General features: G+C 62.5%; 15 protein-coding genes. 7 read left to right on the top strand and 8 right to left on the bottom strand.

Annotated elements, in window-relative coordinates; genetic code table 11:
* Positions 1-178 precede the first annotated feature (178 nt).
* From JKL48_RS18770 to JKL48_RS18760, 3 genes are all read left to right on the top strand, one after another.
* Positions 179-634: a GNAT family N-acetyltransferase gene (locus JKL48_RS18770; RefSeq protein ID WP_201985965.1), complete on the top strand. Its 456-nt coding sequence runs from the start codon at positions 179-181 to the stop codon at positions 632-634.
* Between the two features lie 71 nt (positions 635-705).
* Positions 706-2,187: an IS1182 family transposase gene (locus JKL48_RS18765; protein WP_201985964.1), complete on the top strand. Its 1,482-nt coding sequence runs from the start codon at positions 706-708 to the stop codon at positions 2,185-2,187.
* An 82-nt stretch (positions 2,188-2,269) separates the two neighbouring features.
* Positions 2,270-2,719 carry a hypothetical protein gene (locus tag JKL48_RS18760; protein WP_201985963.1) on the top strand — a complete coding sequence of 150 codons (450 nt, stop codon included), beginning with the start codon at positions 2,270-2,272 and terminating at the stop codon, positions 2,717-2,719.
* 149 nt (positions 2,720-2,868) lie between these two features.
* On the opposite strand, the gene JKL48_RS18755 is transcribed toward JKL48_RS18760, so the two are convergent.
* The 5 genes from JKL48_RS18755 to JKL48_RS18735 all read right to left on the bottom strand — a co-directional run bounded on the left by JKL48_RS18755 (position 2,869) and on the right by JKL48_RS18735 (position 9,283).
* Positions 2,869-3,228 (bottom strand): hypothetical protein, encoded by a 360-nt coding sequence (locus tag JKL48_RS18755; protein WP_201985962.1) that lies wholly within the window; start codon positions 3,226-3,228, stop codon positions 2,869-2,871.
* 224 nt (positions 3,229-3,452) lie between these two features.
* A complete protein-coding gene (locus JKL48_RS18750) occupies positions 3,453-4,064 on the bottom strand; it encodes a DNA-3-methyladenine glycosylase (RefSeq protein ID WP_201985961.1) in 612 nt (203 codons plus the stop codon).
* A 6-nt stretch (positions 4,065-4,070) separates the two neighbouring features.
* Complete coding sequence (locus JKL48_RS18745) at positions 4,071-6,014, bottom strand: carboxypeptidase-like regulatory domain-containing protein (protein WP_201985960.1); 1,944 nt, start codon at positions 6,012-6,014, stop codon at positions 4,071-4,073.
* Between the two features lie 67 nt (positions 6,015-6,081).
* Complete coding sequence (locus JKL48_RS18740) at positions 6,082-8,058, bottom strand: carboxypeptidase-like regulatory domain-containing protein (protein WP_201985959.1); 1,977 nt, start codon at positions 8,056-8,058, stop codon at positions 6,082-6,084.
* A 223-nt stretch (positions 8,059-8,281) separates the two neighbouring features.
* Positions 8,282-9,283 carry an aspartate-semialdehyde dehydrogenase gene (locus JKL48_RS18735; RefSeq protein WP_201985958.1) on the bottom strand — a complete coding sequence of 334 codons (1,002 nt, stop codon included), beginning with the start codon at positions 9,281-9,283 and terminating at the stop codon, positions 8,282-8,284.
* 258 nt (positions 9,284-9,541) lie between these two features.
* Between JKL48_RS18735 and JKL48_RS18730 the strand changes: the two genes are divergently transcribed.
* The 3 genes from JKL48_RS18730 (at position 9,542) to JKL48_RS18720 (ending at position 16,154) form a co-directional block, all read left to right on the top strand.
* Positions 9,542-12,946 carry a lamin tail domain-containing protein gene (locus tag JKL48_RS18730; protein WP_201985957.1) on the top strand — a complete coding sequence of 1,135 codons (3,405 nt, stop codon included), beginning with the start codon at positions 9,542-9,544 and terminating at the stop codon, positions 12,944-12,946.
* Positions 12,947-13,191: 245 nt separating this feature from the next.
* Entirely contained in the window at positions 13,192-14,763 is a 1,572-nt protein-coding gene (locus tag JKL48_RS18725) for a DUF1800 domain-containing protein (RefSeq protein ID WP_201985956.1), read from the top strand.
* A gap of 173 nt (positions 14,764-14,936) precedes the next feature.
* Positions 14,937-16,154, top strand: a complete 1,218-nt coding sequence (locus JKL48_RS18720; RefSeq protein WP_201985955.1) for a DUF1501 domain-containing protein — start codon at positions 14,937-14,939, stop codon at positions 16,152-16,154.
* A 193-nt stretch (positions 16,155-16,347) separates the two neighbouring features.
* Here JKL48_RS18720 and JKL48_RS18715 read toward each other — a convergent pair whose 3' ends face one another.
* Positions 16,348-17,139, bottom strand: a complete 792-nt coding sequence (locus JKL48_RS18715) for a hypothetical protein (RefSeq protein ID WP_236668908.1) — start codon at positions 17,137-17,139, stop codon at positions 16,348-16,350.
* A gap of 350 nt (positions 17,140-17,489) precedes the next feature.
* Between JKL48_RS18715 and JKL48_RS18710 the strand changes: the two genes are divergently transcribed.
* Positions 17,490-18,257 (top strand): energy transducer TonB, encoded by a 768-nt coding sequence (locus JKL48_RS18710; RefSeq protein ID WP_201985954.1) that lies wholly within the window; start codon positions 17,490-17,492, stop codon positions 18,255-18,257.
* A gap of 2 nt (positions 18,258-18,259) precedes the next feature.
* Here JKL48_RS18710 and JKL48_RS18705 read toward each other — a convergent pair whose 3' ends face one another.
* Positions 18,260-19,027 (bottom strand): alpha/beta fold hydrolase, encoded by a 768-nt coding sequence (locus JKL48_RS18705; protein WP_201985953.1) that lies wholly within the window; start codon positions 19,025-19,027, stop codon positions 18,260-18,262.
* A gap of 75 nt (positions 19,028-19,102) precedes the next feature.
* On the bottom strand, positions 19,103-20,164 hold the full coding sequence (locus JKL48_RS18700; RefSeq protein ID WP_201985952.1) for a LacI family DNA-binding transcriptional regulator: 1,062 nt from the start codon (positions 20,162-20,164) through the stop codon (positions 19,103-19,105).
* Positions 20,165-20,290: the final 126 nt, after the last annotated feature.

Here is a 20,290-nt window from a genome sequence, read left to right as displayed (position 1 = left end):
ACTACCACACGCGAGATGCTTCGCTGCGCTCTGCATGACGGCCAAAGGGTACTTCCTAAAAAGCTTCAAGGAAAGGAAACAGAAGAAGCCACGGGCTTTTACACTAACGCAACCCAGTCGCTTATGGATGCTGGACCGGCGATAGTAGCTTGCGGTTGCTTTCATTTCGCAGGTATTTATGGCCGATTTTCTCACCGAAACCCATCCCATTTCCGGCTACCAGCTCAGCACCGACCCCGCCCGGCTCGACGTCACGGCCATTCACCGCTGGCTGAGCGAGGAGTCGTACTGGGCCAAAAACATTCCGCGCGCCACCGTGGAGCGCGCCATTGCCAACTCCCTCAACTTCGGCCTCTACGCCCCCGACGGCCAGCAAGCCGGCTTCTGCCGCGTGGTGACGGACCGCGCCACCTTCGCCTGGCTCTGCGACGTGTTTGTGCTGCCCGCGCACCGGGGCATGGGCCTCTCGAAGTGGTTGGTGCGCCGGATGCTGGCCCACGCCGACCTGCAAAACCTGCGCCGCCACCTGCTCGCCACCTTCGATGCCCACACGCTATACCAGCGCTTCGGCTACGAGCCGCTGGATAGGCCCGAGCGCTGGCTGGAAATGAAGCAGGCGAATCCGTATGGGTGAGTGGGGAAGAGCGTAAATTATGTTTACTGAAATTACCGTGGCTGTTGCAGAACGACATTCGTAGAAAGGAGATGCAAGGCAAGAAGCCGTTTCTCGACAAAGAGGTGGTCCGCTTTCGGCTCAGTGAGCGGGTACCACCTCATAACCGCTACCGCCGGCTGGCTGAGCTAGTCGACTGGACGTTTCTCTACGAGGAGACCCGGGCCCTGTACAGCCACACGGGCCAGCCCTCGCTCGACCCGGTCGTGTTTTTCAAGCTCGTGCTGGTGGGCCGGCTGGAAAACGTGGTCAGCGACCGGCGCCTCGTTGAGCACTGCGCCCTACGGCTGGACATTCTCTGGTTTCTGGGCTACGAAGTGGACGAGGAATTGCCCTGGCACTCGACCGTGAGCCGCACCCGGCAGCTATTTCCGGCCGCGGTGTTTGAGCGCCTCTTCGACTACGTCTTTGCCCAGTGCGTGGCCCGGGGCCTGGTGGCCGGCGACACGCAGGCTGTCGACTCGGCCCCCGTCAAAGCCAACGCCTCCCTCGACAGCTTGTGCGAAAAGCAGGCAACCGAGCGCACGGCGCCGGCTCACCACTTGCGCCGCGAGGCCGCCCGGCAAGCCAAGCGCCGGTCGGAGCCCGGGCCCTTGGGCGCGCAACACGAGAAGGCCCGCCTGCTCAGCAACAAAACGCACTACAGCCCCACCGACCCCGACGCGCGCATCTCCATTAAACCCGGCAAAGCTCGTGCCCTCAACTACCTCTGCAGCCTGGCCGTGGACACGGCCCGCGGCGTCATCAGCCACGTGCAGGCCGATTTCGCCGACAGCCGCGACAGCCTGCACCTGCCCCGGCTGCTCACCGGCCTGCAGCGGCGCTTGCGGGCTAACGAGCTACGGCTACGCGACCTGCTAGCGGACGCGGGCTACGCCAACGGCTCGAATTACGCGCTGCTCGAAGCCCAGCAGGTCACAGCTTGGATACCCGTTTTTGGGCAGTACAAGCCCGAAATCGCGGGCTTCACCTACGACCGGGGCCGTGACGCGTACACCTGCGCGGCGGGCAAGGTCCTGCCCTTTCACCGCCACGGGGTGACGACCGACGGCAGCTGGGTCAAGCTCTACTGGGCCGCCTACGGCGACTGCCAACACTGCCCGCTCAAGCCCACATGCGTGCCCGGGGCCAAGCGCAAACAACTCACCAAAACGATTTACGACGCGGCCTATCGTCGGGCGTGGCAGCGCCAGCAAAGCCGGCGCGGGCACCGCCACCGGCGCCTGCGGCAAAGCACCGTCGAACCCGTTTTCGGCCACCTGCTGCACCACTACGGGCTGCGCCGGATGAACGTGCGGGGCCAGGCCGGAGCCCACAAAACCATGCTGCTCACCGCCGTGGCCTACAACCTGAAAAAGCTCCTGAACCACCGGCCCCAGCAACAACGAAGCCTGGCCATGGCCCTGCCCAGGCCCCTGCTGGCGGCTAATACACGCGCTTGGCGGCGAAGTCGGCGCCTCGAAGCAGCAAAGCGGGCACTCGCGAAGCCGCTTCCTAGAAACACAACCTCCTAACCCGAGTTCTGCAACAGCCACTACCGTTTCGCTGAACGAGAGGGGATACGGTGTTTCTTGCGGTTCCGCAACCATTGCTCTCATGAAGCCTGCTACCACTGCTGTCAACGCGTTGCTCCAACAAGCTCTCCTGGGAGCCGCCGTGGAAAGTTTTGGCCTCTCTCACCAGATTCCTATTCTGGAATTTCGAGACGACGGCCCCGCCGACCATCTCTTGTCCATCGATACGGAAATGACCTCGAATGTCCGGTTTGACCCGGCACTTGGGCTCACCGAGGAGGAAAAGATACTGTTGGTCTTTAGCCGAGTAAACCTGCGCTATGTAACCCGAGTGGCCTGCGACGACCACGCGAATTTGTTGCTCGAATTTGACAATGGCGTGCACCTGCGATTCGCGGGCGCGCCACGAGAGGCCACGAGCGAACCGTGGCAAGTGGCCAGCCGAACGCCGCTGGATGAGCAAGGCGGGTACATGGTGATTGCCACGTACGACGGCGGATATGCCATTTGGGATGCTGCTGTAACGCCATAAGCAAGCCCAAAACGTTAGAGGTATTCAAAAACGATAGAGGTATTCAGCAGAATCCTCGTTTTTCTAAATTGAGCGCGTTTACGCTAGTACCCTTATGCTGAACTCTCAATAAGTTATCGAGGCGACGATTTGCCTTCTTGGTGGAGCGGCTACAAGTACCGCTGGTGCCGCGTGCAGTAATAATGCGGGTCGTTCGCATCTACAAAGCATCCGCCGAGCTTGGCCTGGCCCCGATTGGCCTGCCGCAGGATTTTCGCGTCATCAACCAACCCATAGTAAATGGGAATCACGTGGTCTCGGTGCCCGCCGACGCAGGCGGGGTCTGCCCCGGCCGGGGCGTACACGAGCGGGGGGCGCAGGGGCTGGTCGTATACAGCCCGGCGGTAGCGCCAATCGGCCGCGCGTTGAGCTGTATCCTCCGCGGTTCGGGTACCGGTGGCCGGCAGCGACTGCGCCCAACCCGGCAGGTACCCGAACAGGAATGCGCACCCAACCACGAGCTTTTTCATCCAGGAAAAATAGCAATACTTACGCACAGTAGTCGCTCATTATGAGTAAACCATACAACGAGGCATCCGCTAAAACGGGCAAAGGCATAAAAGCGGATGGTTAGCGTTTAAGCAACTCGTTCACCTTTCAATGTTCACGAAAAGCTATTCTGAGATGGGTTTTGTGAACTCAGATTTCGCCCAAAACATACCGGGCCTTCCCCTTATAAGTTCAGTTGACAGCCTCACTTCGCCGGACTGGTCCACTTGCTGTCCTTCAGGCGGAAGCGCCACGGCAACCCGGCCGCTTCGGTGCCCGCGTATTCCAGGCCCACGCGGGCACTGGCCACGATGTCGGCCGGGGCAAGGGTTTCGCCGTGGTCCTCAAACCAAACTGTTTCACCCGTCACGAGCCGGCCGGTTAGCGCGGGCGTGATGCCCAGGGCTTGGCTCAGCACGCCGGGGCCGGCGGTCAGGGCGCGCTTGGCCTCGACCATGCCCCGACGGCGCAGCATTTCGTCAATGCCAAGGGTTGGTTCGATGGCCCGAATCAGGACGGCGTCGGGGTGCTCGGCGTCGTGGGTAGTGATGTTGAACAGCGCGTAGCGGTTGTACACGGTATAGATGTAGGCGTGGCCGCCGGGCAGGTATAGGCCCTGCGCCTGCTGTCGCTTGCGCTGCAAGTGCATGGTGAGCGACTGGTCGCCCTCGTGCCGATACGCTTCCGTTTCGACAACGCGGCCGGCTGTAACCACGCCGTCGATGTTGGTATACAGATGCTTGCCCAGCAGCTCGCGGGCAATCTGCAAGGGGTCGGGGCGCTGAAAGAAGGCGGCGGGGAGCTTGTGACGGGTCATTGGGAATCAGCGGGCACGGAACACCAGCCCCAGGCTAAGGAGCCACCGCTGCTGCTGCCAGGGCAGCACGGCGGCGGGCTGGTCATTCACGCGCAGGCTTACGTCGGGATGGGGCAAATCGATGGCGGCCGAACTGCGGGCGAGGAAAAAGCCGCTTTCCTCGCTCAGCTCCAGCTGGGTCGCGTTGCGCGTGGGCAGCAGATAGCCCAGGTCGGCCACCAGCTCTATTTTGTGGGTCAACTCCACGCCCAGCCCCAGGGTGGGCAGCAGGGCATCGTTCACTTGTTGGAGTTGGGCGCTCAGCTTGTCGGCCCCGAGGCGCGTGCCGGCCACGCGCAGGCCGGCGTCGGGGTTGTCGAAGGTGCCCAGCCGGCGGCCCACGGCTTGCCGGTTGTAGCTCAGGCCTACCCGGCCGTAGATGGGCCGGTGGGCCGGATTGATGTTGCGCTGGTAGCCGAAGCCCGCGTCCCAGCCCGCGCCATCGAAGCCCCGGAACAGGCTTTGCGTGCCCAGGCGCACGGCCAGCCCGTGCCACAGCTCCACCTCGTAGGCAATGCGGTACATGCCGGTGATGGACTGGGCCGCCACGGCCGGGGTGGCTTGCAGCCGAAAGACGGAGCCGGCCGGCGCATACGCCACGGCCAGGTTGGCGCCCGGCACCAACAAAGGCCACGCCCCCACCGCCGACCCAAACCGAAACCGGTCGAACAACTGCCCCAGCCAGCCTTCTTTTTTCGCGGCGGGCGCGGCCGCGTCCGCAGCCGGCCGAAACAAGGAATCGACCCGTTGCTGGCGCTGCTGGTCGAGCACCTGCTGGCGAAGGGCCGCCGAGGGCAGCAGCGTGGTCTGGCCGCGCCAGAAGGCCGAATCGTAGGCCACCTCGTTGCGCAAAAATACGTCTTCGTCCTGGGCTCGCTCGGTGTAGCCCGGCAGCGGGCCCTGCGCCGTGTCGATGGCCGTGGTCAGAAATTCCCCGAAGTAGCTGAGGTCGGCCCCAATGGGCAGGTGGGCTTTGGTTTGCCACCACACGCTTTTCAGGTGCCAGCGGCCGGCGTAGGGCTGGTAGCTGGCGCGCAAGGTGCGCGAGCTGGCGGTATTGGGCGAGTGGCGCAGGCCAACGGGCGTGGCGTGCCACTCGGCCCCCAGAAAGGCGTAAGTGTCCTGGTCGATGTACATGCGGCCCGCGAAATCGGCGGTGCGGTTGCCGGCTTTGGGCTGGAAGGTAATGACGTACACCGGGCGGTCCTGGTAGCTGCTGCCGGCCGCCAGGCGGTAGGTGTAATTCTTAAAATAGCGCGGGTTGATAAACTGGGCCCGGCCGTGCACAAAATCGGCGCGGTGCGCGATAAACGGGCCACCCGCCCAGTCCACATGTATCAGTTCCTTGTCGGGCCGCAGGTCCACTTTGCGCGACTGCTCAATCTTGACTTCGCCAAAATCCGTCCGCTTCAGATACGAGGCCTTGAACACCGCCAACAAACCTTCCACCAGATAGCGGGGTCGGCCCGCCTCGTCGTTGTCCGACTCGCGGTAGAAGCCCGTGAGTTTGGAGGGCCGCACCGGGTAGTTCTGTGGAATGCGGGCCACAGCCTCGCGCACAATGCCCAGCACTGAGCCCGTTACCTGCACCTCGCCCAGCGCCGCCGGACTGATTTTCAGCTCAATGCGCAGCTCCGGCCCCGGCAACGGTGGCAATGGCTGGCTATAGCTGCGGTAGCCCAGCAGCGCCACGGTCAGCTTTTCCTGCGCGTAAGCCGCCGGAATGCTCAGAGCAAAGCGGCCCTCGTCGTTGGTGCTGGTGCCAATGCGGTTGTTGGCCACGCCTACCTGTGCGTTGGGAATGGGCTGGTGGGTTTCGGCATCCACCACCCGGCCGCGCAGTACCTGGGTAGCCTGCGCCAGCGCCAGCAGCGGCATCCACAACAGCAGCAATAAGCCAATGAAACGCATGGGTTTACCCGTTTTTCTTCCGCGCAAGTTCAGCCCAGTATACGGCTTCGCCGGAAAGACACTTGTCCTACCGCACCCGGTACAAAATGCCCACCGTGAGCACTGGCCGGCCTAACGACCAGGGCGCGGCGGCGGGGGCATTGTTCACGAGTACTGTGGCACCGGCGGCCGGCAGCGCCAAATCAACGTTATTCCGCCAGAGGAAAAATCCGCTTTCCTCGGCCAGGTGCAGCTCGCTGCGGGTGCGCCAGGGCAGCAGCAAGCCGGCATCGGCCACCACTTCCAGGAAGTGGGTCACCTCCACGCCCATGCCCAGCCGGGGCATCCAGCCCTCGGTGAACTGCTGCACGGCCACGCTGATTTTATCGGCGTTCAGCTTGGTGCCGTCTATTCGCAGGCCTTCGTCAGCATTGGCAAATGTGCCGCAATCGTAGCTCACCCGCTGCGTGAAATAGGCCACCCCAACGCGGCCTAAAATGGGCCGGTGGCGTGGGTTGAAGTTGTGCTCGTACGTCAGGCCGGTTTCCAGCCCCTGGCCCCGAAAATCGCCCTTCACATTTCGGATGCTGTAATAAGCTGCCAGTTTTTTGGTAAAATCAAACTGAAAGTTGCCATTAAAAAGGCCGCTGTAATAAAGCGCCACGGTACTGGCCGGCGTACGGCACTGGGCCTGCGCCTGAAACGACGAGCCCACCGGCGCAAAGCTCAGGCCAATATCGGCGGCCGTAGCGGTCAGGGGCAGCAGCCCACCCGAAGGCCCAAAGCGCAAGCGCCCCAGCACCGCCAATAATGGACTCTTGGTTGGTTTGGCGGCGGGTGAGGTGGGCGTGCCAAACAGCTGCTCGGCGTGCTGCTGCCGCTCCTGGTCGCGTAGGGCGTGGCGCAGCTGCTCGGGCGGCAGCAGCGTGGTGTAGTTTTTCCAGAAAGCCGAGTCGTAGCGCACCGCATTTTGCCGGAACACGTCCCGGAACTGCGCTCTTTCGATGTACTCCGGCGCCGGGCTCTGGGCCGTGTCGATGGCCGTGGTGAGGAATTCGCTGAGGTGGTGCAGCCGCACGCCCGTCATCGTTTTGCCCACGGTGTTGTACCACACGCTTTTCAGGTGCCAACGCCCGGCATAGAACTGATAATCGGTGCGGTAGGCCCGCTCTTCGGCGTCGAAGCTGCCGAGCATCACCTCGTGCCGGATACCGGCCGGCGTGCGGTGCCACTCGGCGGCCAGAAAAGCATAGCTCTGCTGGTCGATGTACATCCGGCCCTGAAAGTCGGCGTTGTTTTTCGGCTTCGGGCCAAACTCGATAATGTACACCGGCCGGTCGTTGTAAGTGGTGAGGTCGGCCAGCTTGTAATCGTAATTCTTAAAGCCATTTTCGCTGATGAAGGCCGGCCGGTTGTGCGCAAAATCGAACCGGTGCGGAATAAACGGCCCCGCGTACCAGCCTTCCTGCACCAGGCTGGTCTTGTTCTGAAACTGCAAATCGACCTTGCGCGACTGCTCAATCACGATTTCGCCATTGTCCTTGGGCTGCGTGTAGGGCGCCTTCAGCACCTTTAGCACGGCCTCGCCCAGGTAGCGGTACTGGCCCTTGTCCATTTCCTCATCCGACTCCCGAAAGAAGCCTTCCAGCCGCGTGGGCCGCACCGGGTAGTTCTGTGGAATGCGGTCCACGGCCTCGCGCACAATGCCCAGCACCGAGCCCGTCACCTGCACCTCGCCCAGGGCGGCCGGCGCAAGCTTTAGCTCGATGAGCAGTTCCGGCCCCGGTAGCGGCGGCAGGGCTTTGCTATGGTTTTTGTAGCCCAGCAGGGCCACCGTCAGCACCTCCTGCGCGTAGGCTGGCGGAATGCTGAGCGCAAAGCGCCCGTCGTCGTTGGTGCTGGTGCCAATGCGGTTGTTGGCCACGCCCACCTGCGCGTTCGGAATGGGCTGGTGGGTTTCCGCATCCAGCACCCGCCCGCGCAGTACCTGGGTAGTTTGCGCCCAAACCTGCCCCACCAGCAACACCATCCAGCCCGACAAAAAACCACGTATTGTTATCATCATCGTTAATTCTGCAAAACAGCCACGTTGCCGAATGTGGCTCAACAGGCAGATGCGCGCCGCGCCGTCAAGGTTGCCCGCCCCAGGGCCCGATTGTGCAACGCACCTGACTCGCTTCGCCATATATCATCTGCCGACGAAGCCCCAATTTTATATCCTAATACGCAAAACGGCCCCGACCAAGCTTCATTGCTCAGTCGGGGCCGTTCAACTATGGGTGCGGACCTTAACCGTTGACTGTTACCTGCTGGCTCACCAGATACTCGGCAATCTGCACGGCGTTGGTGGCAGCGCCTTTGCGCAGGTTATCGGCCACCACCCACAGGTTTAGGGTTTTGGGCTGGGTTTCATCGCGGCGCAGGCGGCCCACCAGCACGGCGTCTTTGCCGTGGCTGTCTTTGGGCATGGGGTATTGGTTGGTCGAAGGGTCGTCCACCAGTTCCACGCCGGGCGTGTTGGCCAGAATTTCGCGCACCTCGGCCAGGTCGAATTCCTCGGCAAACTCCACGTTGATGGACTCGGAGTGGCCGCCCATCACCGGAATGCGCACGCAGGTGGCCGTCACGCGGATGCTGTCGTCGCCCATGATTTTCTTCGTCTCGTTCACCATTTTCAGCTCTTCCTTGGTGTAGCCGTTGGGCTCGAACACGTCGATGTGCGGCAGCACGTTCAGGTCGATGCGGTGCGGGTAGGCGGGGTTGCTCGCCGTTTGGCCGGCGCGCTCTTCGAGGAGCTGGTCCACGGCTTTTTTGCCGGTGCCGGTCACGCTCTGGTAGGTGCTCACCACAATGCGGCGCACCTGGTATTTCTTGTGCAAATCGTTCAGTGCCACCACCATCTGAATGGTCGAGCAGTTCGGATTGGCAATGATTTTATCTTCGGGCGTCAGGGTGTCGGCGTTCAGCTCGGGCACCACCAGCTTCTTGGTGGGGTCCATGCGCCAGGCCGAGGAGTTGTCGATAACGGTGGTGCCCACGGCGGCAAAGCGTGGCGCGTGTTCCTTGCTCACCGAGCCGCCCGCCGAGAAAATAGCAATGTCGGGCCGGGCCGCGATGGCGTCGTCCATGCTCACCACGGGGTACTTCTTGCCCTGAAATTCAATAAACTGGCCCACCGATTTGGCCGAGGCTACGGGCAGCAGCTCGGTGAGGGGAAACTGGCGCTCGGCCAGCACTTTCAGCATCTCGGTGCCCACCAGCCCGGTGGCACCCACAACAGCAATTTTCATGGAAAAAGCAGAAAATTAAACGGCCGCACCACTAGGCGCGCCGCTGCAAATGTCGCCAGAAATGGGTTACTTTAGACGCGATATTTATAATGAGGAATGAAGAGTATGCCTGTCATCCTGAGCTTGCGAAGGACCTACTCACCGCTGAACGGTTTGCAGTAATCCAATCGGAGCGAACGTGGAAAGGTCCTTCGCAAGCTCAGGATGACAGGCATACTCTTCATTCCTCACTCTTCATTCCTCATTAAGCGAAGCGCCTTGAAATACCTGTACCTCCTGCTTCTGCTGCTACCCAGCTTCGCCCATGCCCAAGTGGTCGATGCGTTTACCGATGGCAACTTCACCCTCAATCCTACCTGGAGCGGCGATGCGGCCAGCTTTCAGGTGGTGACGCAGCAGCTGCAAAGCAACGCCACGGCCGCCGGGCAGATTGCGCTCAGCACGCCAAGCCAGGCCAACATTGGCACCGTGTGGGAATTTTGGGCCAACCTGAAGTTCGGCACCAGCTCGGCCAACTACGCCGACGTGTGGCTGATAGCCACCCAAACCGACCTCAAAAACGCGAACAACACCGGCTACTTCGTGCGCCTGGGTGGCACCGCCGATGAGGTGAGTCTCTTTCGCAAAGACTCGACCCGCACCGCCGTGTACGTCATCGACGGCGTGGACGGCACCCTGGCCAGCACCACCAACAACCTGGTGCGCGTGCGCGTGACCCGCACCACCGCCAACCGCTGGACGCTGGAGCGCGACCTCACCGGCGCCCGCACCTTCGTGGCCGAAGCCGCCCAGCCCATTGACGCCACCTACCAGCGCAGCAACTTCTTCGGCGTGTCGCTGACCTACACCATCACCAACATCCGCAATTTCGCCTTCGACGACTTTGCCGTGACCGATGCCACCGCGCCGGTGCTGCTGCGCGCCGTGCCCTTCGATGCCCGGCAAGTCGATGTCGCATTCAACGAGCCGGTGAGCCCGGCCAGTGCCACCCTGGCCAGCAACTACCGCCTGCAAAGCGGCGCGGTGCCGGTTTCGGCCACCCTTTCGGCCACCAATCCGGCCGTGGTGCGCCTCGCTTTCGCGGCCAACTTCCCGGCTCAGAACGTGTTGGAAGCGCGCAACATTGCCGACCTCTACGGCAACGTGGCCGCTGGTCCGCAAACGGCGGCCTTCACCGCCCCGCCCGTAGCGCCGGCTTTTGGCGACTTGATAATCAGCGAAATATTTGCCGATGAAACGCCGCAGGTCGGCTTGCCGCTCTCGGAATACCTGGAGATTTACAACCGCAGCCTCACCAAAACCCTGAGCCTGCGCGGCGTGCGCCTGGGCAAAACCGGCAGCACCACCTTCGCTGCTTTTGCCGATACTGCCAAGCTGCTGCCTGGCCAGTACGCCGTGGTGTGCGGCAGTACGCGGGTAGCTCAGTTTACGCAGTACGGCAAGGTGTACGGCCCTACCAACTTCCCCTCGCTCCTCAACGGGGGCGACCAGCTCATCCTGCGCGGCGCCGACGGGCGCACGCTGTTCGATGTAGCTTATTCGGACACCTGGTACCGCGACATCGTGAAAAAAGACGGTGGCTGGAGCTTGGAAATGATTGACACGAACAACTTCTGTGCAGGCGCCAACAACTGGATAGCCAGCGTGGACCCCAGCGGCGGCACCCCCGGCCGCGCCAACTCCGTGCGCGCCCCCAACGCCGACACCCAGGCCCCCACCCTGCTCCGCGCCGAGCTGCTGACCACGACTACCCTGCGCCTGTATTTCTCCGAAAAGCTCGACAGCAGCTCCGTCGGCAACCTGGCGCGCTACACCCTTACGCCGGCCAACGTCATTGCCCGCGCCGCGCCGGTGGGACCCGATTTTCGGCAGGTCGACCTCACGCTGACCACGCCGGTCGCCACCACCGCCGTGGTCAGCGTGAGCGTGCAGAGTGCCACTGACTGCATTGGCAACGTGAGCGGCGTGCTGCAAACGGCCACCCTGGCGCCGCCCTCCACACCAGCCGTGGGCGACCTGATAATCACGGAAATATTTGCCGATGAAACGCCGCAGGTGGGTTTGCCGCTGTTTGAATATCTGGAGATTTACAACCGCAGTGCCACCAAAACCATCAGCCTGCGCGGCGTGCGCCTGGGCAAGGGCGGCACCACCCCCTTGGCCGTGCTGCCCGATACGGCCAAGCTGGCCCCCGGCCAGTACGCTATTGTGTGCGGCAGCACCCACACCCTCGATTTTCTGGGCTATGGCAAAACCTACGGCCCCACCAATTTCCCGTCCCTCAGCAACGGCGGCGACCAACTTATTCTGCGCGGCGCCGATGGGCGTATCCTGTTCGAAGTAACCTATTCGGACACCTGGTACCGCGACGCCAAGAAGAAAGACGGCGGGTGGAGCTTGGAAATGATTGACCCCAATAACTACTGCGCCGGGGCCAATAACTGGATAGCCAGCACCGACCCCAGCGGCGGCACCCCCGGCCGCGCCAACTCCGTGCGCGCCTCCAATGCCGATACGCAAGCCCCCACCCTGCTCCGCGCCGTGGCCCTGAACGCCACCACCGTGCGGGCCTATTTCTCTGAGAAGCTCGACAGCGCGGCTGCCGTTGTGCTAAGCCGATATTCGCTGGCCGCACCCGGCCCGGCCATCAGCCGCGCCGCGCCGGTAGCGCCCGATTTCCGCCAGGTCGACCTGACGCTGGCGGCGGCCCTGCGGCCCAGCCAGCCTGTCACCCTCACCGTGCAAACGGCCACCGACTGCGCCGGCAACGCCAGCGGCACGGCCCAGACCGCTACGGTGGCGCTGCCGGAAGCCGGTGCGAGCGGCGATGTAGTCATCAACGAGCTGCTGTTTAACCCCCGCACGGGTGGCGTGCGCTTCATCGAGCTGCTGAACCGTAGCACCAAGTACATCGACTTGCAGGGCTGGCAAATCGGCAATCTGAAAACTGACGGCGTGAGCGTCGATGCCGACGTGCTCAGCACCGGGCCGCTGGTGCTCGCGCCGGGCCAATTGCTGGCCTTCAGCACCAGCACCAGCATTGTTGTGGCTCAATACCCCATCGGCAGCGACCCGGCCAATCTGGTGCAGGTGAGCGGCATCCCTACGTTTCCGGATGCGAGCACGGCCATGCTGGTGGATAGTCGCGGCAGCGAAATCGACCGCTTGGTGTACAGCAAAAACCTGCATCTGAGCCTGCTTTCCACGCAGGAAGGCGTGTCGTTGGAGCGCATCCGGACCAATGGGCCCAGCAACGGCAGCAACTTCCATTCGGCGGCCAGCGTCGTGGGCTACGCCACCCCCGGCCGGCCTAATTCGCAGGCCCAGGACACGCCCGGCGGCAACCAGGAGCTCACCATCGAGCCCGAAGTTTTCACGCCCGACGACGACGGCCAGCAGGATTTCGCCACCCTCAGCTACCACCTCGACCAGCCCGGCTACGCCGCCACCATCACCGTGTACGACGCCCTGGGCCGCCTCACCCGACGCCTCGTGCGCAACGAAACCTTATCAACCACCGGCCTAGTGCAATGGGACGGTGTGGACGACCGTGGCCACAAAGCCGCCGTGGGCTACTACATTCTGCTGGTCGAGCTATTCCGCCCCAGCGGCGGCGAGAAGCGCGAATTCAAGAAGACAGTAGTGCTGGGCGCGCGGTTTTAAGCAGGGTGCAGGGTGCAGGGTGCAAAAGGAACGTCATGCTGAGCGCAGTCGAAGCATCTCTACCGCAGTAGTAATCCAATCGGCTCAACGAAGCGGTAGAGATGCTTCGACTGCGCTCAGCATGACGTTCTCATGATAGTTCGACTGCGCTCAGCTTGACATTCTCATGATGTTCTAATGACGTTCTGAATGCCTGGCGCCACGCCGCTGATTAAACCCAACCCGCTTGTTCGCGTCTTAAGCATATGAACAGCGCCCAGCAACTGCAGCACTTATACTGGCGCGCCGGCTTCGGCCCGCGCCCGCAAGACGTGGCCGCCGGCCTCAGCCCCCGCAAGGCACTGCGCCAGCTATTTCACGATTCTGAGAACTATGAGCCCCTGGTGGGCCGGGATTTAAACTACACCGACCCTCAGGGCATGGTGATGACCGACCCGGCCTCGCTGAAAAACAACCCCGTGCCCACCGGCATGGTGACCACGCCCGACCAGCCCGCGCCGCCCGGTGCGCCGGCCTCCCCGGTGGCGCCCATTCGTCCCCGCGCCGCTTTCAAAGGGGGGACGGTGGCGGCCGGGGTGCCACGCCTGCGCCGGGCCGACCTCACGCCGGAGCAGCGTAAGATGCAGAACGAAGGCATTCGCGACGCCTTTGTGAACATGAGCACGGCCTGGATGGAGCGCATGGCCACTTCGCCGGCCCAGCTGCGCGAGAAGATGACGTTGTTCTGGCACGGGCACTTTGCCTGCCGCGTGCGCCAGCCCGATGCCGCCCTCAGCCTGCACAACACCACCCGGCAATATGCGCTGGGCAAATTCCCCGACCTGCTGCTGGCCGTGAGCAAGGAGCCGGCCATGCTGCAGTTCCTCAACAACCAGCAGAACCGCAAGGAGCACCCCAACGAAAACTTCGCCCGCGAGGTGATGGAGCTTTTCACGCTGGGCCGCGGCAACTACACCGAAAATGATGTGAAAGAGGCTGCCCGCGCCTTCACCGGCTGGGCCTACGACTACCAGAGCAACTTCAAGTTTCGGGAGCGGGAGCACGACGCGGGCACCAAGACTTTCCTTGGCAAAACCGGCAATTTCACGGGCGAGGATGTGCTAAAAATCATTCTGGAGCAGCCTGCCGCCGCCACTTTTCTAACCACGAAAATCTACCGTTTTTTCGTGAACGATGTGCCCAACCCGGCGCACATCGAGCCGCTGGCCGTGGCTTTTCGCAAGAGCGGCTACGACATTGCCGATTTGCTGGAGCGCATGTTTTCCGCCGATTGGTTCTACGAGCCGGCCAATGTGGGCACACACATCAAGAGCCCGGTGGAGCTGCTGGCCGGCATCCGCCGCACGCTCAATGTGAAAATCGATAACGCCCAGCCGCTGCTCGGCTACCAGCGTGCCCTGGGCCAGAACCTGTTCCAGCCGCCCAACGTGGCCGGCTGGCCCGGCGGCCGCAACTGGATAGATTCGTCGTCGCTGCTGTTGCGCCTGCAATTGCCCTCCATTCTGTTCAAAAACGCAGAATTTGCCGTGGCCCTCAAGCAGGACGAAAACGACATTGCTCCCAACCAAACCAAGGCCGAGCGCACCGTGCGGCCCGGCGCGGGGGCCCACCTGCCGCTGGCCCCACTGCAACAGCTGCTGGGTGCCACGCCCGCCACGCAACAGCCCGAAAAGCTGGGCGAGTTCTTGTTGCAAGCCAACATTCGGCCCGAGAATCTGCAACTGGTGCAGCAAGCAGCGGCCCAGAAAGAGCCGGCGGAAGCATTGCGCGCCACGCTGGTAAGCCTGCTGAGTTTGCCCGAATACCAGCTGGCATAGGGGGCAACGCTGCCCCAATAGAACGTCATGCAGAGCGCAGCGAAGCATCTTGCCCGCAGTAAGTAAATGTTTTATTGCAACATGATTAGTAGTGGCGCGCAAGATGCTTCGCTGCGCTCTGCATGACGTTCTGATATTTCAATTGCTCCTTTCCTCCTTTCTGAATTCAAACCATGGCTTCCACCCGACGCGAGTTTCTCCGCACCTCCGCCTTGGCCAGCACGCTGCTGCTGGTGCCCAAGTTTCTGCACGCCCTGGACCGGGGCCCTGGCTTGGCCGCCCTCCGCGATGCGACGGGTGCGCGGCGGCTCATTGTGGTGCAGCTCAGCGGGGGCAATGACGGCCTGAATACCGTCATCCCTTTCCGCAACGACCTGTATTACAAGGCACGGCCGACACTCGGCATTAAGGAAACCGAAGGCATTCTGACCTTGGATAAGGACCTGGGCCTCCATCCGGCTCTAAAAGGATTAAAAGGACTCTACGACCAGGGCCAGTTGGCTGTACTGAATTCGGTGGGCTACCCCAACCCCGACCGGTCGCACTTCCGCTCGATGGACATCTGGCAGTCCGGTTCGGGCTCTGACAAGGTAGTGAGCACGGGTTGGCTCGGCCGCTACCTCGATTCAAATTGCCCCGACTGCCAGCGGCCCTACAATGCCTTGGAAGTAGACGACACCCTGAGCCTGGCCCTGAAAGGCGGCCAGCGCAAAGGCCTTGCCCTCAAGACCCCAGACAAATTTCACCAGATTACGCAGAACCGTTTCCTATCGAAAGTCAGCAAAGAAACCACGCCCGAGCACCAAGACCAGGTAGATTACCTCTACAAGACCTTGGCCGAAACCGCGTCGTCGGCCGATTACCTCTACGACAAGTCGAAAATCTACAAATCGGCCGTCGCGTACCCCAATTCCGACTTCGGCAAGAACCTGAAAACGACGGCTGAGCTGATTAACTCCGGCGTGGAATCGCGGGTGTACTACTTGGCGCTGAGCGGTTTCGATACCCACGTGCGGCAGCACGAGCAGCAGCAGCGCCTCTTCACCGACCTCGGTGATGGCTTGGCCGCGCTGGCCGACGACCTGCGCCAGCACGACCAATGGAACAACACGCTGGTGCTGGTATTCAGCGAATTCGGCCGGCGCGTGGGCCAGAACGCCAGCAACGGCACCGACCACGGCACGGCCAACAACCTGTTCTTGGCCGGCGGCGCCCTGCAGAAAAAAGGCATCCTCAACGACGCGTCCGACCTCGCCAACCTCGACCAGGGCGACCTACGCCACCAGGTCGACTTCCGCAGCATCTACGCCAGCGTGCTCAAAGACTGGCTCGGTGCCGATGATATGGCCATTCTCGGCAGCGGCTTCGAGCGGATGCCAGGGCTGGTGTGAGAAAAGGCTAAAAAGACGGTCCTGCTGAGCGCAGCCGAAGCATCCCGCCCGCGCCATTTGTCATGCTGACGAAGGAAGCATCTTGTCACGTTCTGTCGATTCGTTCCGACGTGAGAAGGTCCTCCGCTCTGCTCAGGATGACAAGCGGCGCAGACGAGATGCTTCGGCTGCGCTCAGCAGGACCGTCTTATGCCTACAGCGGCACGTTGAACCCAAAGGCCCAGATGGCTTGCAGCGAGCCAAAGGTGTGGGTAGCGCGGCCCACCCGGTCCTGGCCGAGCCAGGTGTTGGTGTAATCGGCGAAGGCGCCTTGGATGTCGGTTTGCAGGAAGAAGTAGCGCAGAATGTCGGCTTTCAGGCCCAGGCTGGTGCCCATCACCATGCCGTGGTAGTGAAAGGGGCCTTCCTCATGGTCGCCCAGCACCGTAGAGATGGTATAGGATATCATCGGCCCCAGGCCCACCTTGCCCACGGCGCTTACCTTGAAGTAGCGCCGCTCGAACAGGGTTCGGTGCTTCACCAAGTTCACCATCAGGTAGTTGTTGCCGTTGGTGTGCTGCAGGTGCACAAAATCGGGGGTCACCAACGTGTCTTTGTCGATTTGGCGGCCGTTAATCTGGCCGCGCACGTGCATCACCTGGTTGTCGTCGACGACGTATTTCAGGTGGTTCCAGCTTACTTCGATGCCCAGGTTGTGCTTGTCGTGAAACAGGTAGCCCAGCGTCATGTCGTACTGCGGGATGGTCCAGGAATTGAAGCGCCAGAAGTCTTTGAAATCGGGTTTGTCGCTGGCGTGGGCGTTGAGAAAAGTAAAGTCGTAGTTGGCCGTGGTGGTGTTTTTGAAGCGGATGTCGCTGCGCGTGTACCAGTCGCGGTTGTAGCCCCAGCTAAAATACACGCTGCCGTGGGGCTTGAGCTCGACCGGCACGGGGGCCGGCGTGGCGGCAGCACCTGTGCTACTAATTGGGTCGGTAACCTGAACCATGGGCTGGGCGAAAGCAGTTCCAGCAAGCCCGATGCACAGGCCCGACAATAACAGAAAAAACCTCATTGAAAATGAATAAGAAACGCCGCGAATAGGCACAGCTATAAAAAGTGCGCGAAGTTAAGCCACAAGTCCGCCAATTGTTCTGGTTAATCGACCAATCCAGCCCCATTGCAGCGGAAGGACTCTGCGCACCCTACGTCTTTTTACAGTTGCTGCCTCGGCGCACCGGCCGCGGCACCGCACCAATCCGTTGTTCCGCCCTGGCGTAGCTTGCGCGTTCGTTCATTGCGCTACCCAATATGCAAAATCGCTTCGTCGTCAGTATAGCCATGCTACTGCAAATGACTATGCCCGCGCTGGTTTCAGCCCAGAGCCCCACAGCAGGCAATTCTACCTACTCTGGTCCGCGCTACCCCGGCGGCCCCGATTCGCTTCGGGCTCTTATGTACCGCAGTGCCCGGCTGTTTGGCGCCGGGCAGGCCGGCATGGCCGTGGTGCGGGTAGAGCTGAAAGACGGCCGCGAACCCATCAATTTTAAGGTGTGGGGCGCGAACCCGCCCGGCCTGATGTTGAACAAAGCCACCCAGGACGCGCTCAGCTACCTGCAAACCCGCATGCTGGCTTGGGAGCCCGGCACGCCCGACCCGGACGCCAAGCCCGGCCGCGTGCCCCGCACCTTTGTCGCGCTTGATTTTTCGACGCCGCTGGCCGCGCAGCCTTATGCCTACGCTGATACGGACCCGGTTTTCCCGGATTTTGCCGCGCTCTTGCGGGCGCAGCGCAACGTCTATCTCGAGCGTGCCCTGGCCATCCCTTCCATCCTCACCAATCTGGCTTCGCCGAAAAAAGGACTCTCGACCTTCGTGCAGATGCAGGTAAAATACCCGCCGGCCGCCCTCCGGGCGCAGCAGCAGGGCGTGGTGTACGCCTATTTTGAAGTGGCGGCCAGCGGCGCTATCGAGCACGCCCAAATTATCAGTTCGGCCGGTGAGGCCCTCGATGCGGAGGTGTTGCGCGTGGTGCAGCAGCTGCCAGCGGCCACCGTGCCAGCCAAGTTGTGGGGCCAACCTGTGCGCATATTCTACCTGATGCCCATCACCTTCCGCATCCAGTAGCCCTACCGCCCAAACACCGCCTCGGCCAGCGCCAGCACCGCCCGGCGCGTAGCCTCGGGCTGCTCCAGGTACGAGAGGTGCCCGCTGCCTTCCAGAAACAGCGCCGCGCCCACCGGTGGCAGGGCAGCCTGCCGCACGGCATCCTCGAAATGCACGGCCACGTCGTGCTTACCGGCCACCATCAGGACCGGAAAAGCGGCTTTGCGGAGCACCTGCGTGCGCTCGGGGCGGGCGGCCATGCCGCGCAGGGCCCCGGTGATGGTGCTGGCGGGCGTGGCCTTGCCGATTTCTTCGAGCAAGCCGCGGGCGTCGGTCAGCTGGTCGCGGTTGGTAGGGGCGAATAGGGGGCGCACGAAGGATTCCATGAACTTGCCCACGCCGTATTTTTCCACGAAGCCGATGTTTTTTTCGCGGTTCTGGCGCTTCTCGTCGGTATCGGCCAAGGCGGTGGAATTGACGAGGGCCAGGCCGGCCACGCGCTGGGGCCAACGCTCGGCCAGGGCCAGGGCCACGTAGCCGCCCATGCTGTGGCACACCAGCAGCACGGGGTCGGGGCAGCCTTTCTGGTTGAGGTAGTCGATGACGTGGCGGGCCTGGGCCTCCATCGAAAAGTCGGGCACGGGGGCCAGGTTGGTGCCGTGGCCGGGCAGGTTAGGCGCCAGCAGCCGGTAGCCATCGGGGAAAGAGCGGGTGAAATCGGTCCAGACTTCGCGGCTTTCGGCAAAACCGTGGAGGAAAACGATGGTGGGCTGGGTGGCGGTGGGAGTCATGCGGGCAAAAGTAGCGCTGGCACCGCACGCTGCCGCCAATTTAGCCACGGCGGGCGCAGGGCCCCAGCCACGGCACTAGAGCTCCCGCAGCGACGAAGCCCGCACGAACAGCTCCGGCTGCAACACCACCTGCCGCTGCACGGGCGGCGTGTCGCCGGCTTCCACCAGGTCCATAAACAGCCGGAAGGCCGACTGGCCCATTTCCTCGCAGCGCTGGTCCACGGAGGTCAGCATGGGCTCGGTCACCTGCGTCAGCGCTTCGTTGCTGAACCCCACCAGGGCCACGTCCTGCGGCACCCGCAGGCCCCGGCTCTTGAGCAGCTGCAGGGCCCCGAGAATGGCCGAGTCGCCGGCCGAGAACACGGCGTCCGGCGGCCCGGGCAGGGCCAGCAGCTGGGCCATGCATTCCTGGCCGCCTTCCTGGGTCATGTTGCACTCCCGAATCAGGTGCTGGTCGGGCGTCAGGCCGTGGCTGGCTAGCGCGTCGAGGTAGCCCTGAAGGCGGTTTTTGTAAATATTGAGGTGCTGTGGGCCGGCCAGGTGGGCCACCCGGCGGCAACCCTGCTCCAACAGGTGCTGGGTGGCCTGGCGGGCGCCTTCCCGGTCGTTCAGCACCACGGCATTCAGGCTCTCGCCTTCCAGCATGCGGTCGAAAAACACCAGGGGCACCCCGTGGTTGCGCACCTTTTCGAAGTGCTTGAAATCGTGCGTAGTGCGCGAAACCGAGAGCAGGATGCCGGCCACCTGCGCGCCCAGCAGGGTGTCGAGGTTCTTGCGCTCCTGCACCACGTCCTCGTTCGATTGGCAGATGATGACGCTGAAGCCCGCCCGGCTGGCCGCCGACTCGATGCCGTGCACCACCGACGCAAAAAAACGGCCTTCGATGTAAGGAATCACCACGCCAATCAGCTTGCTGTGGCCTTTGCGCAGGGCCGCGGCCAGGTGGTTGGGCTGGTAGTTGCGCTTTTTGGCCAGCTTGTGCACGGCCAGCTTGGTGGCGGCCCCAATGCTGTGGTGGTTGCTCAGGGCCCGCGAAATCGTCGTCATCGACACCCCAAGCTCACGGGCCAAATCGGCCATGGAAACCGGGCGGCCCAGGGCCTTATTTTTAGCGGACGGAGTGCGGCGAACAGCCATTTGAACAATCGGGGCAATAGAATAGGTAAAGTTACGGCCGCCGCGCAGCTTTTCTGGCAGAACGCCGGAACCGTTTGCATAGGCCATGCCCCTAATTTTTTGTTCCGTTGGGTGCAATTACTCCGC

It is taken from the genome of Hymenobacter rubidus, assembly GCF_016734815.1.
Lineage (GTDB): Bacteria > Bacteroidota > Bacteroidia > Cytophagales > Hymenobacteraceae > Hymenobacter > Hymenobacter rubidus.
This window is presented reverse-complemented; position numbering and strand designations above follow the sequence as displayed.